The following is a 14,823-nucleotide window of genomic DNA, read 5'->3' on the forward strand; positions in this document are numbered from 1 at the left end:
AGCAGGGCTCCGATCAGATACATGGGCAAGGCGAAAGCTGCTCCCATGGCGAGCACTAGCAGCCAAAATTTTCCTTCGGATGAAAGCTCGATCTTCATGCTTCGTCTCCAACGGGGCTGGGAAGCTGCTCGTCATTGACTTCAACCTGCCCGCCGCATTTCTCGTCGATACAGCGCGTGATCGCGCTTTCCAGTTCGGCAATCGCGAAAGGCTGGCCGCTCGTCTTGCTGAGCGATTCCGCATCGACAAGGAACTGGTCGCGGAGGATTGTCTTGAACTGGCCGGTGTTCATTTCGGGCACCAAGACATGGTCGTAGCTGTGCAGCAGTTCGCCCAGATTGGCGGGCAGCGGCCAGATATTGCGGACGTGGATGTGGCTCACATCGACGCCCTTCGCGATCGCGCGCCGCACCGCCTGATGGATCGGGCCATAGGTCGAGCCCCAGCCGACGACCGCAAGCTTGCCACCCTTTGCGCCCAGCTCGATCTCCTGATCGGCGACGGCGATATTGGCGATCTTGTTCATGCGCGCATCGGTCATGGCCTGGTGGTTGTCGGGCGCGTAATCGATGTGGCCGGTGTCGACCGCCTTCTCGATCCCGCCGATGCGGTGCATCAGGCCCGGCGTGCCCGGCTTGATCCACGGTCGCGCCCCCTTGCTGTCCCGCTTGTAGGGAAGCAGCGTGTCGTCCGGGCCGTTCTTCTCGGTGAGGAATTCGGCTGGTGTGCGCTCATAGCTTTCGGGATCGGGCACCAGCCATGGCTCGCTGGCATTGGCGATGTAGCCATCGGTCAGCAGCATCACAGGCGTCATGTATTCGACCGCGATCTTGCACGCCTCTATCGCGCATTCGAACGCGTCCGAAGGCGAGCGCGCAGCAATCACCGGCATCGGTGCATCGCCGTTGCGGCCATAGACGGCCTGGTAGAGATCGCTCTGCTCGGTCTTGGTGGGAAGGCCCGTCGAAGGGCCACCGCGCTGCGAATTGACGATCACCAGCGGCAGCTCGGTCATGATGCCGAGGCCCATCGCTTCGCCTTTCAGCGCAATACCGGGTCCGGAAGAGGAGGTGACGCCGAGCGAACCTGCATAGCTCGCACCGATGGCGGCGCAGATCGCGGCAATCTCGTCTTCCGCCTGGAAGGTGGTGACGTTGAATTCCTTGAGCTTGGCAAGGTGATGAAGGATCGCCGATGCAGGCGTGATCGGATAGCCGCCGAAGAACATCGGCAGGCGCAGCAGCCGCGCGCCGGCAACAAGGCCAAGCGAAACCGCTTCCGCACCAGTGACGGTCCGGTAAAGGCCGGGCGCGGTCGGGACGGGGTCGAGATGGACCTGACGCAGCGGCCCTGCCAGCTCAGCCGTCTCGCCATAGGCATGGCCCGCATCGAGCGCGGCGATATTGGCATCGGCGATGTCGGGCTTGTTCTTGAACTTGTTCCGGAGCCATTCCTGCAGCGGCTCGCGCGGACGATCGAACATCCACAGCGCAAGGCCCAGCGTCCACATGTTCTTGCAGCGCAGCGCGTCCTTGTTGCCGAGGCCGAAAGGCTTCACCGCCTCCACTGTCATCGCCGAGATCTCGAGCTTCAGCGTATCGAACTTGGCGAGCGTGTCATCCTCGAGCGGATTCACATCGTATTTCGCCTTGTCGAGATTGCGTTTGGTGAATTCGCCCGTGTCGATGATCACCAGCCCGCCGGGCTTCAGCGAAGGCAGGTTTACCTTCAGCGCCGCCGGGTTCATCGCGACCAGCACGTCCGGTGCATCGCCCGCGGTGTTGACTTCGCGCGCGCCGAAATTGATCTGGAAAGCCGAAACGCCGAACAGCGTGCCCTGCGGCGCGCGGATTTCGGCGGGGAAATCGGGGAATGTCGCAAGATCATTGCCAGCCAGCGCGGTGGAGAGCGTGAATTGTCCGCCGGTCAGCTGCATCCCGTCTCCACTGTCTCCAGCGAAGCGCACGACGACGGCATCCTGTTGGGAAAGATCGGATCCTGATTGTTGACCTAGGGCTTCGGTCGCTTGGCTTGCCATATTCATTCTTCCTGCCGCGCCTTTTGCTGGCGCCTTAACTCTTGGGGCTGGCACCTAGGTTCTGCGCGCGCCGGAAACAATCAAGTTTTTCTGTCCGCTTCGCAATAGGCACCTTTTACCCGTCCCCCGCTGTCGCTACATCGCCCGCATGAGCAAACCAGACCGCAGCCAATACCGCCCGTGCGTCGGCACGATGATGATCAACGGACAAGGCGAGGCTTTCGTCGGCAAGAGGATCGACAACAAGGAAGGCGACTGGTGGCAAATGCCGCAAGGCGGCGTCGATGATGGCGAAGACTTGCGCGAGGCAATGCTGCGCGAACTGGGCGAGGAAACGGGCGTCGAACCGCGCCATCTCGAAGTGGTCCACCAGATGGAAGGCGAGCTATTCTACGATCTGCCACCCGAACTGCATGGCAAGCTGTGGGGCGGAAAATACGTCGGCCAGCGGCAGGCGTGGTTCCTCGTGCGCTTCACGGGCGATGATTCAGATATCGACCTGGAGGCGCACAAGCATCCCGAATTCTGCGAGTGGAAATGGGTCGATCCGGATCTGCTACCGGAGCTGATCGTGCCGTTCAAACGCGATGTTTATCAAGCGGTTGTGGCGGATTTCAAACCGCACCTTTGACGCGTTAATTCTGCGCCACACCATCATCGGGCGCGACAACCTCTGCCGTCATGACCGGAGGTCCGCGATCGATCGCCGCGGCGAGCTGTAGCGTTTCCGTGCAGCCATCGCCGCACAGGCTCTGCAATTCGGCGAGATTTTCGGCAGCAGCGGACATTGCACCCTTCTCGACAAGCGCTTCACCCTCGCCTGCAATCGCAGCGAGGTTTTCCGGATCACGCTCCTGCGCCTCGCGGTAATAGCCGATAGCCTTGCCCTGCAGGCCTTCTGCCCGAGCGGCTTCGGCCAGTTCCAGATAGACTTCGGTGTAGCCCGGATCGACGGCGAGCGCGGCTTCATAGGCGTCAATCGCGCCTTGCGTATCGCCCGCGGCAAGCAGCGCCTCACCTTCCGCAACAAGCGCTTCTGCGCGCGGATCGGGATCATAAACGCTTGCACTGCCAACACTGGCGCTAACGGCAACAAATAGCGAAAGAGCGGCGGCGGCGGGTGCGAAACGCATGATGGTCTCCTTGAGTGTGGCGGGTTGTGTGTCTGCCATTTGTCAGAGAGCTAACACGCTTTACCTATACGTGCGATGAAAAATCCGTCCGTCCCGTCGTGGTGCGGCACGAGGCGGATGCCCTGCCCGTGCGGCCTGCCGAAGGGAAGCTCCGGCGTGGCGGCATTCCACCCTGTTTCACTTTCCAGGAACTGCGCGATCTGCGCCTTGCCTTCCTCATCGAGCAGCGAGCAGGTGACATAGGTAAGGTGCCCGCCCGGCTTGACCAGAGATGCGCCCAGCCGCAGCAGGCGCGCCTGCAATTGGGTGAGGCGATCCAGACTATCGGGCGTCAGCCGCCAGCGCGCTTCGGGATTGCGGCGCCAAGTGCCCGTGCCCGAGCAGGGCGCATCGATCAGCACATGGTCTGCCTTGCCTTCCCAAGCGCTGAGAGCTTCGGCTTCCTTGCCCGGATCGAGCAGGATGGTTTCGGCGATCTCAGCCCCCGCCCGCTCTGCACGCGGAGCGAGCTGGCTGAGGCGGCGCTTGTCGGTATCGGCGGCTATCAGCGTACCGGAATTCTGCATCGCAGCGGCGAGAGCGAGCGTTTTCCCCCCTCCCCCGGCGCAAAGGTCCACTACGGTGTCGCCCGGAGCCGCGCCGACGGCAAGACACGCAGTCTGACTGCCCGCGTCCTGCACTTCGATGAGGCCCTTTGCGTAGGCGTCCCAGTCTTCGACCCGCGTGCCCATGGGAAAGCGCAGCGCATCGAGGCCCCGGATCGGCTCTCCGGCCTCCGGCAATTCGCCTATTTCTCCATCGACCTTGAGCCTGTTGATACGCGTATCGAGCGGTGCGCGGGTGAGCAGGCTTGCAGCCTCTTCCTGCGATATGCCGGATGCGATCAGCCGGTCCTCAAGCCAATCGGGCGCAATGCCATCGTCTGCCACGGTTTCGTCCGGCTGGATCGCGGCAGGGCCATAGCTCGAGCCATCGAAAAGCGGCTTCAGCTCCGCATTGTCTTCAGCCAGGCCCAGCATGGCAGCCCGCCCGCTCTGCGGCACGGGGCCACACGCGCGAATGGCATCGTAGACGTGCTCGCGAATGGCGCGCTTGTCCTTCGATCCGGCGAAGCGATGATCCTTGAACCATTGCGCGATCAGACGATCTGCTGGCGGTCCCTGATGGCGCGCAGCTTCGATTATGCCATCGAGAATTTCGATAGCGGCCTGCAGGCGTGCAGCGTCCCTCACCGCGTTGGGTAATTCGGAGCTTCGCGGGTGATCGCGACATCATGCACGTGGCTCTCGCTGAGGCCGGCATTGGTGATGCGGATGAACTGGCCGCGCTCCTGCAGATCCTTGATCGTTGCGCTGCCGGTGTAGCCCATGGCTGCCTTCACGCCGCCGACCAGCTGGTGGACGATATCGCGCGCAGAGCCTTTGAACGGCACCTGGCCCTCGATGCCCTCTGGCACCAGCTTCATCGAATCCTTGATGTCCTGCTGGAAATAGCGGTCTGCCGAGCCGCGCGCCATAGCGCCGACACTGCCCATGCCGCGATAGGCCTTGTAGGCGCGTCCCTGATAGAGGAACGTCTCGCCCGGAGCCTCCTCGGTACCAGCCAGCAGCGATCCCGCCATGACGGAGGACGCACCTGCCGCCAGCGCCTTTGCCGCATCGCCAGAGGTGCGCAGGCCGCCATCGGCAATAATCGGAACATCGCCCGCCGCACTGGCTGCATCCATGATCGCGGTCAGCTGCGGGACACCGACACCTGCGACGATACGCGTGGTGCAGATGGACCCCGGACCGATCCCGACTTTCACCGCATCCGCGCCCGCATCGACCAGAGCTTTGGTCGCATCTGCCGTGGCGACATTGCCGGCCACGATCTGCACCGTGTCGGACAGAGCCTTGGCGCGCTTCACCGCCTCGCCAACAGCCTTGTTGTGACCATGCGCGGTATCGATGATGATGACATCGCACTCGGCCGCAACCAGTGCTTCGGTGCGCTCGAAGCCCGTGTCGCCCACAGTCGAAGCCGCAGCGACACGCAGGCGGCCGCCCGCATCCTTGGTCGCATCGGGGTTAAGGACGGCTTTTTCGATATCCTTCACCGTGATCAGGCCGACACAGCGGTTATCGCTGTCGACGACCAGCAGCTTCTCGATCCGGCGCTGGTGGAGGATCTTGCGCGCTTCGGCTTGCGTCACCCCTTCGGATACGGTGGCGAGGTTTTCGCTCGTCATCAGTTCCTTCACCGGCTGGCGCGGATTGTCGGCAAAGCGCACATCGCGATTGGTGAGAATGCCGACCAGCTTGCCATCGGGCGCGGTCACCGGAATGCCTGAGATATTGTGCTGATCCATCAGCGCCTGTGCATCGCCCAGCGTTGCATCCGGCGTGATTGTGATCGGGTTCACCACCATGCCGCTTTCGAAGCGCTTCACCCGGCGCACAGCCGCACATTGCTCTTCAATGGTGAGATTGCGGTGCAGCACACCCATGCCGCCCATCTGCGCCATGACGATGGCCATCTCGGCCTCCGTCACTGTATCCATCGCCGCGCTGAGCACGGGGATGTTGAGCGCGATGCCTTTGGTCAGCTGGGTTTTGGTGGAAGCCTGCGACGGCAGGATGTCGCTTTCGGCGGGCTGGAGGAGCACATCGTCGAAAGTGAGACCGGTACGAATGTCAGTTGTGTGAGCCATCCGGCCCTCTGTCACAAAAGGGGGTGATTCGCCAAGGGTGTTTGGGGGGAATCACACAAAGAAGAACAGCCAGATTGCAGCGATGACATTCCACCCGACATGCGCAGCAATTGGGGCAGCCAGCCTTCCCCCTCTCCACCAATAAAGCAGTGAAAGCGTCAGCCCGCCGTAAAGTCCCGTATCGATGATGCCTGCCCAGCCCTGATATCCATGGCTTAGCGCGAACAGGACCACGACAAAAATGGTGGCAAACATCCGCGCGAAAAAAGCGCTCCCGAAAGTTGAGGCCAATCCACCGAGCAGCAGGCCGCGGAAGAGCAACTCTTCCGCTGTAGAACCGAACAATCCAAGCGTAAGAACACCGGCAAGCGTCGACAGCTCTGTACCGAGTTGTGCTGAATTAGCGACGACATCGCTACGCGTTGCACCGCCTGTCGCCGGGATCAGGACCAGGATTTGCAACGCAGCGAACAATATCGCGATCAAGAGGCCAACTGCGAGGTCCGCAGCAAGCTTGTGAGTGGTGAAGCCAACCTCTTTGGGCCCAAGGCCTGCCATGCGCAGTGCCAGCAGGATAATCGCACCGCCAAGGAAGAATTCGACCAAGCCCAGCGTCGCGTAGCGCCAGCCCCCGTCGATCTCCAGAACATTGGTCAACGCAAAGTCGGTCGCGATAACGACGGCGTACCAAGCGACGAGTCCGAACAGGATCACGGCTATGGCGAGCGATTTCTTCAGCATGCCCCGCCGGTTAATTGCCGATTTTTCAATTGGCTATACCGCCATGCCGAACCGTCAATCAGCTTCGACGAACCGCAATTGCTATTCGCAGTCGATGCGACATTCCTCGGACGCGGAGGGATGCGGCTTAGCGATACCCAATACCTTCATTCAGCCGTCCAGCCGCCATCGATGCTGTAATTTGTGCCGGTGATATTACCCGCTTCCTCGCGGCACAGGAACGCAGCGAGCGCGCCGACTTCTTCCACCTGGACGAATTTCTTCGTCGGCTGCTTGGCGAGGAGGATATCGTTCTTCACCTCCTCCTCGGTCATGTTGCGGGCTTTCATCGTGTCGGGGATCTGGTTTTCGACCAGCGGTGTCCAGACATAGCCGGGGCTGATGCAATTGGCGGTCACGCCGCTTTGCGCCAGTTCCAGCGCGATGGTCTTGGTAAAGCCGTCGATCCCGTGCTTGCTGGCGACATAGGCGCTTTTGAACGGGCTTGCCTGCTTGGAATGGGCGCTCGCGGTGTTGATGATGCGGCCCCAGCCCTTCTCCTTCATGCCCGGCACGGCGAGCCGTGTGGTGTGGAACGCGGCCACGAGGTTCAGCGCGATAATCATCTCGAACTTGTCGACCGGGAATTCCTCAACCGGCGCGACATGCTGCATACCGGCATTGTTGACGAGGATATCGACGGGCCCGTTCTCGGCCATCATCGTTTCGATCTCATCGGTTTTCAGCAGGTTCGCGCCGGAATGCGTCGCTCCCATTTCGTCGCACAGCTTCGCAATCTCGTCCGCATCGCCGAAGCCATTGAGAACGATGTCCGCGCCTTCAGCCGACAGCGCCCGTGCAATCGCGAGGCCGATGCCGGAAGTGGAGCCAGTGATAAGCGCGCGCTTGCCTTTGAGGAACATTTGCGTCTCCAGAAGTTTGAATTCATGAATGGTCCTAAAGGTGTGATGTCGCGCGTCCAGTGAAAACTGGACGAACAAGGGGAAGAGGGAAAATGAGGCTTAATCCGTTCGATACGAACAAGATCAACGTCGGAACGACCGGCGGACGCGGCGGAGGCCTCGGCGGAAAATCGCTCGGCTGCGGCGGCATCGTCATCGTGCTGATCGGCGCGCTGGTGTTCGGCGTCGATCCCGCGCAAATGATTGGCGGGCTCGAAGGGACGCAAGGCGGCGGACAGCAAGTCAACGCCAGCGAAGACGAGCAGGCCATCTGCTCTTCCAACGAATACGCCAGTGAAAGCTGCGCCGCCCTCACCTCCCTCAACGAGACATGGGAGAACGTTTTCGACGAGCAGGGATATGGCGACCAGTTCCGCCAGCCGCGCCTCGAATTCGCGACCGCACAGCAATTCAGCACCGGCTGCGGCACGGGTAATGTCGGCATGGGGCCGTTCTACTGCCCCGCTGACGAGACCATGTATATCGACGTGGGCTTTTACGACCAGCTCGCGCGCATGTCCGGCAATCGCGGCGACTTTGCGCGGCTTTACGTTGTCGCCCACGAATATGCGCACCATCTGCAGACGGTAATGGGCCTTTCCGGCCAGATCCGAAGCGCGCAGCAGGCCAATCCCGGGCGAGCCAACCAGCTGAGCGTGCTGCTTGAGCTGCATGCGGATTGCTACGCTGGCGTTTGGGCCGGTCGCAATCGCAACCTCATCGAGCCTGGCGATTTCGAAGAAGGCATGCAGGCCGCAGCCGCAATCGGCGATGATCGCCTGACCGGCGGCCGGGTGAGCCAGGAAAGCTTCACCCACGGCACCAGCCAACAGCGTATGGAAGCCCTGGAACTGGGCATCCGTACCGGTGACGATATCGCCTGCGACAATCGCTATTTCGCGCAGAACTAGGCGCATTCGCCGCACAGAACGCATGAAAAAGGGGCGCGTGGTGGACTAAAGCACGCGCCCCTTTCTGTGGGCAGAATTGGGGAAACTGCCCTTAAGCGGTGGCGGGATGCTCGCAATCCTCGTCATGCGGCGCGACAAATGCTTCGCCCGTGATCGGGCTCACCATCGATACCGGACGGACTGTGGCGGCAGCAGCGCTTACGCCGCCGCGCGCACGTGCAACCGGCAGCGCCCGAGCGCGCGCAGGCTTCACCATTGATCGGGGAGCGACGGAAACGGACGCCTGCTGCTCACGCATACGGACGATAGTTGCTTCGAGCTGACGCATGATCCGGGTGCGCATTTCCTCCGGAATGTCGGGATCGTTGGCAATTTCGGCGATGGCTTCTTCGATTCCGCCAATCGCGCTGGAGCGGATTTGGGACCGGCAGACCATGATGGCAGTACGGCCATCGGCGAGTTCGCGCTCGACTACCGGTTCGCGGCCGTCACAGCTCAGGTTGAAGCTTTGGCCATTGCCTTCGCGAACGACGACCACGCCGCCAGCCATCTCGCGCGCTTCGGCGGCATAGGCCATGGCCATTTCGACATGCTCGGCGATTTCGAGATCGAGTTCGGCAAGCTCCATATCGACTTCTGCGAGCTCCGCTTCGACCTCTGCCATGATCTGAGCCATTTCCTCTTCGCTGAGATCATGGCCCTCGCCATCGCCCATGCGGATGACGCGGCGCACGACGCGCTCCTCGCCGTCTGGTTCAGTGATGCGATGTACGATGACGTGGCGCTCACCATCCTGGACGACTTCGACAAGCGGATCCTCATCCTGATCGACCCATACGTCGGTATCCTCGTCGACATAGACCTGCTGGTCTTCATCGGGATCGACCGTTTCGATGGGATCGCGATCCTGCTCGGCTTCGTCCGGCGCGGCGTAGCTGATCGAAGCTGTCAGCGGCAGCGCCAGTGCGGTGGTGGTGATCGCAGCAATGCCGAGCTTGCGGCGGGTGCTGGAAATATCGGACATGGTGAGGCTCCTTAAACGGTGGATGATGCTCTTCTCACCCAGCACCGGACAGGCCATCGGAGCAGCCAAAGCGAGGTGTTCACCGGCGGCAAAGCCCGCAATCACTTTGGCATAGGCAGCTCTTTCCGACTGCGCGCGGCCGGCGACAACACGCGCGTCGCACGCTGCCTCCTGATCCCTGCGCATCGCTCGCCAGCCCCACCAGGCGAGCGGATTGAACCAATGCAGGGCCAACAGCGGCTGGGCCGCAATATTGGCGAGAAGATCGTGACCGCGATGGTGCTCTAGCTCATGGGCAATCGCCATGTCGCGAGCATTCACATCCAGCAGCGTCATAAAATCGACCGGCAGCGCAACCACCTTGTCGCGCACACCGAAGGCAACGGGGGCGGAGACTGCAGGCGTTTCCACCAGGCGGATATTGCCCGATTCTCCCATCGGACGCGCGTCTGCCAGCAGGTCCCGGCGCATGCGGCGATATTCGCGAATACGCCAGCCGAGGAAGACGACGGCACCGACAATCCAGATAGGGAGCAAAAGGTCCGTGCCGAAAAAGCCGCTGGTGTCAGCCGTCGCTACCGAGGCGTCGGTAGCGAGGGTCGCAGCAGCATCCCCTGCCGCGCCGTCCGGCAGAATGAACATGATGTTTTCCGAACCCGCGGCTACTGGATCAGCGGTAGCCACAGGCTCCGGCGCAGGCGCCATCCACGCAGGCAGAATTATCGGCGGCATGATAAAGCGCAGCAGCGGCAGCGCCCACAAGGCGTAGGCAACTTGCGGGCCAAATTGCCGCATCACCGGACGGCGGACCAGCAAGACAAGACCGATCAGCAAAGCGGTGTAGATAAAGGTATCGACCATCCAGTCCGACATGGCAGCTCCCCCAAGCAAGCTCATTTTTTCATTTCCTGAAGCAGGCGTTCGATTTCGGCGATGTCATCCGCGCTCAAGGCTTCGCTCTCCGCCAGATGCGCGAACAGCGGCGCAGCGCGGCCGCCGAAAAGTCGCTCGACCAGACGCTTGCTCTCCGTTCCGACATAGGCAGAGCGCTCGATCTTCGGTGTGTAGAGATAGCGGCGGCCATCGGGCGTGGTATCCAATGCGCCTTTGGTGACGAGGCGAGACAGCAGCGTCTTCACCGTCGGGATGGACCAGCCGCGTTCCTTGCAAACCACATCGCAGACGTCGGCAGCGGACAAGGGGCTCTCGCTCCAAAGGACTTCCATCACCGCGTGTTCGGCATCGCTGATGCGCTCCACACCGCTATTGGGATCACTGCTGGACGTCACGGCACTCTCCTTTGGCGGCATCTGTTATCGCTATCGATTACATTTGTAATCTGAATGCCAAGTGAATGCAACTGGTATGCCTCATTCTCGCAAGGCGCTGTGCACGGCAAGGCGGCTTTCTATCGAAATTGTCGCATTTTGGTGTAACCCTTCGCCGCGATGCAACGAAATGCTGGCCAGATGACGAATACTGCCGATGCGCTCGACAGCCTGATGCAGGCGGCGCGTGGAGGCGATCAGAGCGCTTACCGGCAGTTTCTTGCCGAAGCATCTGGCCGCGTACGCGCCATGCTCGCGCGCAAGATCGGCAGCGACAGTGAATTGGAAGATGTTTTGCAGGAGTGCCTGATCGCCTTGCACCAAAAGCGCCACACGCTCGATCCCGGCCGCCCTGTCGGCCCGTGGATGTATGCGATCGCCAATTACAAGCTGGTGGATCACTGGCGTAAGCGCGGTCGCAGCAGGACTGTGCTGGATGATGAAGCGGATATGGCCGTTGACGCGGACAGTTTTGCCGATGTCGACGTGGCGGCGCTCCTCGATGAATTGCCCGAAGCGCAGGCCGAGGCCATTCGCATGACCCATATAGAGGGCATGACGAACAAGGAGGCGGCAGAGCGCATCGGGATCGGCACATCGGCCATGAAACTGCGCGTCCATCGCGGAATGAACCGCCTGAAAGATATTGTAGAAGAACGCGAAAATGACTGACACCCAATCCCTGATCGATCAGCTGGCGCAGAACTCCGCGCAGCCAGAGCGCAATCCCGTTGTGCCATTCGCCCTTCCGGTGATCGCCATCATGGCGCTGTGCGGGATGGGCGTCGCGCTGGTCTTCAGCGAGCCGTTTCTAAGCGTCGATCTCTACGGCTGGGGGCCGATGGTCGTGAAATGGGGCTTCTCCATCGCGCTCCTTCTGCTGTGCGTGCCGGCGCTTTGGATCCTCGGCAAACCGGGGCGGCGTTCGCGCTGGGCGATGGCTTTGCTCGCGCTGCCGTTCATTCCGGTCGCAGGCTTGCTTGTCTTCGAGCTGGCGATCGCTGGGGTGGTTGTCGCCGGGGAGACATGGGCGCGCTGCCTTGCTGCCATGGCGGTGATGAGCCCCATCGCTTTCGCCGGAGCCATCATGGCGATGCGCACTCTCGCGCCAACCAATACGCGCCGCGCCGGTCTTGTCGCAGGCCTGTTCGGCGGAGCGGTTGCGATGACCGCCTACGCCCCGTTCTGCCCGGAAATCGGCATGGGCTATATGGCGGTGTTCTACTGCCTTCCCATATTTGCGATGGCGGCCATCGGTTGGCTGGCCGGCCCCCGATTGCTGCGCTGGTAGAGATCGCTTTCCCCGGCTAGACCGGCGGCATGAAGATCGGGAAAGTCCGGCGGCTCGCCGACTGTCACAATATCGCAGACTTCCGGGAACTGGCGCGGCGGCGCCTACCCTTCCCCGTGTTTCACTACATCGACGGCGCTGCCGATGACGAGGTGACGCTTGCCCGCAATACCGCCGCTTTCGACGATGTGGACTTGGTGCCGGACGTCCTTGTCGGAGCCGACGATCTCGACACATCGGTCACGATCATGGGGCGGGAAAGCGCGCTCCCGCTCATTCTCAGCCCCACGGCATTGCAGCGTATCTTTCACTGGCAGGGCGAGCGGGCGACTGCTGCGGTGGCGGAGAAATACGGATTGTGGTTCGGCATCTCCAGCCTCTCTACCGTGAGCATGGAAGAGGTTGGATCGCGCTGGAGCGGCCCCAAGATGCTGCAATTCTACTACCACCGCGATCGCGGGCTGAACGCGTCACTGGTCGAGAGAGCGCGCGATGCGAAATTCGATGCGATTACGCTGACCGTCGATACGATCGTTTCGGGCAATCGGGAGCGATGCAAGCGCAGTGGCTTCACCACCCCGCCACGGCTGACGCCTGCGAATATCCTGTCGTACGCACGCCACCCGTCCTGGGCGCTCAATTTCCTCTTTCGCGAGAAATTCGACCTTCCCAACCTTTCGACCCATGTCGATGCGGGCAGCGGCAAGGCGATTTCGATCCAGGACTATTTCAATTCGATGCTCGATCCCGGCCTCAATTGGAAAGCCGCCGAGCAATTGCGAGACGATTGGGGCGGCACATTCTGCCTGAAGGGCATCATGTCCGTGGCCGACGCACGCCGCGCGGCGGACATGGGCGTCGATGCGATCATGGTTTCCAACCACGGGGGCCGCCAATTGGACGGCAGCCGCGCACCTTTCGATCAGCTTGGAGAGATCGTCGAAGCGGTCGGAGACCGGGTGGAAGTGATCTGCGATGGCGGCGTGCGTCGCGGAACTCACGTCCTGAAAGCGCTGGCGACAGGCGCGAAAGCGGCAAGCGGCGGGCGCATGTATCTCTATGCTCTGGCCGCTGCAGGCGAAGCGGGCGTCGACCGGGCGATACAGATCATGCGCGAAGAAATCCGCCGCGGGATGCAGTTGATGGGCGTCAATCGGATCGACCAGCTGACGCGCGAACGGCTGAAACGCCGTTAGGGGCTGGACTTCAACACCATCTACGGCACAATTGCTGCCATGAACAAATATCTCACTATCGCCGCCCTGCTTTGCGCCACTCCCCTTGCCGCGCCAGCCGCTGCGCAGGATGCAGAGGCCGAGGCCGAGTTCGCCACGACCAATGTGGTGCTGGAAACGACCCTTGGCGAGATCACGATTGCGCTGGAGACCGAACGCGCTCCGATCACCGCGGCCAATTTCCTGCGTTATGTCGACGAGGATCGTTTCGACGGGACGGTGTTCTACCGCGCCATGCCACTCGACTGGGGCGAGCAGCCCAACGGCCTGATCCAAGGCGGCACGCAATGGGACCCGGAGCGAGTCCTGCCCGGAATTGAACACGAACCCACAAGCGAAACCGGCCTGTCCCACACGCGCGGTGCGCTCAGCATGGCGATGGGTGATCCCGGCACAGCCAATGGCGATTTTTCGATCATGCTCGGCGATCAGACCGGACTTGATGCCAATCCGAGCGCGGACAATCCTGTCTGGCGCAATGGCTACGCCGTCTTCGGCTATGTCGTGGACGGAATGGATGTGGTCGAGGCGATCCACGCCAGCCCCGTGGATCCGGAAGCCGGCGAGGGCTGGATGCAGGGCCAGATGCTGGCCGAGCCGGTGGTCATCGTGGAAGCAAGGCGCGCGGAAGAACAGCAGGAAGACTGATCTTCCGGCGGCCCGTTCGGCGATTTAGCCAAATATTAGCGAAGCACGCGCTCGATAAGGATTAGCGGCGAAGTCAGCGAGGATACGACGCTCAGGATATCCTGGATGCGGCGGCGCCCGGGCGAATCGCCGACCATCACGATGTCGCTCGGATAAATCTGCGGATCGGCGTAATTGCCGCGCTGGATCGCCTGCATGTTGTAGACGCCGATATAGCGTTCATCACCCACGGTCCGGAAGACGAGCACTTCCTGCTCATTTGCGAACTCATCCATGCCGCCACCAATCGCGACCGCTTCCATCAAAGTGATCGGGCCTTCGATCGGGAAGCGCCCCGGGCGGGCGACTTCGCCGCCTACGGTGAACAGCGTCGTGCTGCGTTCCGTGATGCGCGAGGTCACATCGGGCTCACGAACATAAGTGTCACGCAGCCGCTGCTCCAGCGCGAAGGACAATTCTTCGGTAGTCCGTCCGGTCGCTTCGACAGAGCCGATCAGCGGGTAATCGATCATGCCATTGCCGCTGACCTGGACTTCGCGGCTGAGCTCGGGAATGCCGAAAACCTCGACCTGAACGACGTCCAGCGGGCGAATCAACTGCGTTTGCGGATCGGGCATCACATCAGTGATTTCCGGCATCGGCATGACAGCCGACTGTGCCACGGTCACGCCAGGTGCCTCGCCAATCGGGCCTGAAGAGCCGCACGCGGCCAGCAACCCGGCAGCAGCAATGATGGCGGAATTCCGAATGATACGCACAGGACAACCCTCTTCAACAGGCGCGGCGCGCCTTCTTCAAGCGGGCCTATGGAACTCGCCCGCAATCCGCAAGACCTTGCTTA

Annotated in this window: 15 protein-coding genes; 6 read left to right on the top strand and 9 right to left on the bottom strand. The window is 61.7% G+C overall.

Annotated elements, in window-relative coordinates; genetic code table 11:
* Positions 1-94: 94 nt before the first annotated feature.
* Entirely contained in the window at positions 95-2,038 is a 1,944-nt protein-coding gene (locus O2N64_RS13215; RefSeq protein WP_271078048.1) for a 2-oxoacid:acceptor oxidoreductase subunit alpha, read from the bottom strand.
* Between the two features lie 148 nt (positions 2,039-2,186).
* On the opposite strand from O2N64_RS13215, the gene O2N64_RS13220 reads away from it, so the two are divergent.
* Positions 2,187-2,669 (top strand): RNA pyrophosphohydrolase, encoded by a 483-nt coding sequence (locus tag O2N64_RS13220; protein WP_271078049.1) that lies wholly within the window; start codon positions 2,187-2,189, stop codon positions 2,667-2,669.
* 4 nt (positions 2,670-2,673) lie between these two features.
* Here the strand turns inward: O2N64_RS13220 and O2N64_RS13225 are convergent, their stop codons facing one another.
* The 5 genes from O2N64_RS13225 to O2N64_RS13245 all read right to left on the bottom strand — a co-directional run bounded on the left by O2N64_RS13225 (position 2,674) and on the right by O2N64_RS13245 (position 7,506).
* Positions 2,674-3,171, bottom strand: a complete 498-nt coding sequence (locus O2N64_RS13225) for a tetratricopeptide repeat protein (protein WP_271078050.1) — start codon at positions 3,169-3,171, stop codon at positions 2,674-2,676.
* Between the two features lie 50 nt (positions 3,172-3,221).
* Positions 3,222-4,403, bottom strand: coding sequence for an RsmB/NOP family class I SAM-dependent RNA methyltransferase (locus O2N64_RS13230; protein WP_271078051.1), 1,182 nt, complete (start codon positions 4,401-4,403; stop codon positions 3,222-3,224).
* A complete protein-coding gene (gene guaB / locus O2N64_RS13235) occupies positions 4,400-5,863 on the bottom strand; it encodes an IMP dehydrogenase (RefSeq protein WP_271078052.1) in 1,464 nt (487 codons plus the stop codon). The genes O2N64_RS13230 and guaB overlap by 4 nt, the downstream gene beginning before the upstream one ends.
* Positions 5,864-5,914: 51 nt before the next feature.
* Entirely contained in the window at positions 5,915-6,604 is a 690-nt protein-coding gene (locus tag O2N64_RS13240; RefSeq protein WP_271078053.1) for a CPBP family glutamic-type intramembrane protease, read from the bottom strand.
* A 146-nt stretch (positions 6,605-6,750) separates the two neighbouring features.
* Entirely contained in the window at positions 6,751-7,506 is a 756-nt protein-coding gene (locus O2N64_RS13245; RefSeq protein WP_271078054.1) for a 3-hydroxybutyrate dehydrogenase, read from the bottom strand.
* Positions 7,507-7,598: 92 nt separating this feature from the next.
* Here O2N64_RS13245 and ypfJ point away from each other — a divergent pair, with 92 nt between their 5' ends.
* On the top strand, positions 7,599-8,456 hold the full coding sequence (ypfJ, locus tag O2N64_RS13250; RefSeq protein ID WP_271078055.1) for a KPN_02809 family neutral zinc metallopeptidase: 858 nt from the start codon (positions 7,599-7,601) through the stop codon (positions 8,454-8,456).
* Positions 8,457-8,547: 91 nt separating this feature from the next.
* On the opposite strand, the gene O2N64_RS13255 is transcribed toward ypfJ, so the two are convergent.
* On the bottom strand, positions 8,548-10,377 hold the full coding sequence (locus tag O2N64_RS13255) for a M56 family metallopeptidase (RefSeq protein ID WP_271078056.1): 1,830 nt from the start codon (positions 10,375-10,377) through the stop codon (positions 8,548-8,550).
* A complete protein-coding gene (locus O2N64_RS13260) occupies positions 10,374-10,706 on the bottom strand; it encodes a BlaI/MecI/CopY family transcriptional regulator (RefSeq protein WP_271079665.1) in 333 nt (110 codons plus the stop codon). The genes O2N64_RS13255 and O2N64_RS13260 overlap by 4 nt, the downstream gene beginning before the upstream one ends.
* Before the next feature lie 222 nt (positions 10,707-10,928).
* Here O2N64_RS13260 and O2N64_RS13265 point away from each other — a divergent pair, with 222 nt between their 5' ends.
* The 4 genes from O2N64_RS13265 to O2N64_RS13280 are packed head-to-tail and all read left to right on the top strand — an operon-like array spanning position 10,929 to position 13,982.
* The gene (locus O2N64_RS13265; RefSeq protein WP_271078057.1) at positions 10,929-11,480 is read left to right on the top strand and encodes a sigma-70 family RNA polymerase sigma factor; all 552 of its coding nucleotides are present in this window, start codon (positions 10,929-10,931) and stop codon (positions 11,478-11,480) included.
* Positions 11,473-12,099, top strand: coding sequence for a DUF1109 domain-containing protein (locus O2N64_RS13270; protein WP_271078058.1), 627 nt, complete (start codon positions 11,473-11,475; stop codon positions 12,097-12,099). The genes O2N64_RS13265 and O2N64_RS13270 overlap by 8 nt, the downstream gene beginning before the upstream one ends.
* A 29-nt stretch (positions 12,100-12,128) precedes the next feature.
* Positions 12,129-13,295, top strand: a complete 1,167-nt coding sequence (locus O2N64_RS13275) for an alpha-hydroxy acid oxidase (protein ID WP_271078059.1) — start codon at positions 12,129-12,131, stop codon at positions 13,293-13,295.
* Positions 13,296-13,334: 39 nt separating this feature from the next.
* Positions 13,335-13,982 (top strand): peptidylprolyl isomerase, encoded by a 648-nt coding sequence (locus tag O2N64_RS13280; protein ID WP_271078060.1) that lies wholly within the window; start codon positions 13,335-13,337, stop codon positions 13,980-13,982.
* Positions 13,983-14,017: 35 nt separating this feature from the next.
* On the opposite strand, the gene O2N64_RS13285 is transcribed toward O2N64_RS13280, so the two are convergent.
* Positions 14,018-14,740, bottom strand: coding sequence for a polysaccharide biosynthesis/export family protein (locus O2N64_RS13285; protein ID WP_271078061.1), 723 nt, complete (start codon positions 14,738-14,740; stop codon positions 14,018-14,020).
* Positions 14,741-14,823: the final 83 nt, after the last annotated feature.

The organism is Aurantiacibacter sp. MUD61 (assembly GCF_027912455.1).
Taxonomy (GTDB): Bacteria; Pseudomonadota; Alphaproteobacteria; order Sphingomonadales; family Sphingomonadaceae; genus Alteraurantiacibacter.

Bases quoted from the DNA above. Each gene is read 5' to 3' on its own strand.
- O2N64_RS13215 (WP_271078048.1), bottom strand. From the start codon at position 2,038: ATGGCAAGCCAAGCGACCGAAGCCCTAGGTCAACAATCAGGATCCGAT.
- O2N64_RS13220 (WP_271078049.1), top strand. From the start codon at position 2,187: ATGAGCAAACCAGACCGCAGCCAATACCGCCCGTGCGTCGGCACGATG.
- O2N64_RS13225 (WP_271078050.1), bottom strand. From the start codon at position 3,171: ATGCGTTTCGCACCCGCCGCCGCCGCTCTTTCGCTATTTGTTGCCGTT.
- guaB (WP_271078052.1), bottom strand. From the start codon at position 5,863: ATGGCTCACACAACTGACATTCGTACCGGTCTCACTTTCGACGATGTG.
- O2N64_RS13240 (WP_271078053.1), bottom strand. From the start codon at position 6,604: ATGCTGAAGAAATCGCTCGCCATAGCCGTGATCCTGTTCGGACTCGTC.
- O2N64_RS13245 (WP_271078054.1), bottom strand. From the start codon at position 7,506: ATGTTCCTCAAAGGCAAGCGCGCGCTTATCACTGGCTCCACTTCCGGC.
- ypfJ (WP_271078055.1), top strand. From the start codon at position 7,599: ATGAGGCTTAATCCGTTCGATACGAACAAGATCAACGTCGGAACGACC.
- O2N64_RS13255 (WP_271078056.1), bottom strand. From the start codon at position 10,377: ATGAGCTTGCTTGGGGGAGCTGCCATGTCGGACTGGATGGTCGATACC.
- O2N64_RS13260 (WP_271079665.1), bottom strand. From the start codon at position 10,706: ATGGAAGTCCTTTGGAGCGAGAGCCCCTTGTCCGCTGCCGACGTCTGC.
- O2N64_RS13265 (WP_271078057.1), top strand. From the start codon at position 10,929: ATGCAACGAAATGCTGGCCAGATGACGAATACTGCCGATGCGCTCGAC.
- O2N64_RS13270 (WP_271078058.1), top strand. From the start codon at position 11,473: ATGACTGACACCCAATCCCTGATCGATCAGCTGGCGCAGAACTCCGCG.
- O2N64_RS13275 (WP_271078059.1), top strand. From the start codon at position 12,129: ATGAAGATCGGGAAAGTCCGGCGGCTCGCCGACTGTCACAATATCGCA.
- O2N64_RS13280 (WP_271078060.1), top strand. From the start codon at position 13,335: ATGAACAAATATCTCACTATCGCCGCCCTGCTTTGCGCCACTCCCCTT.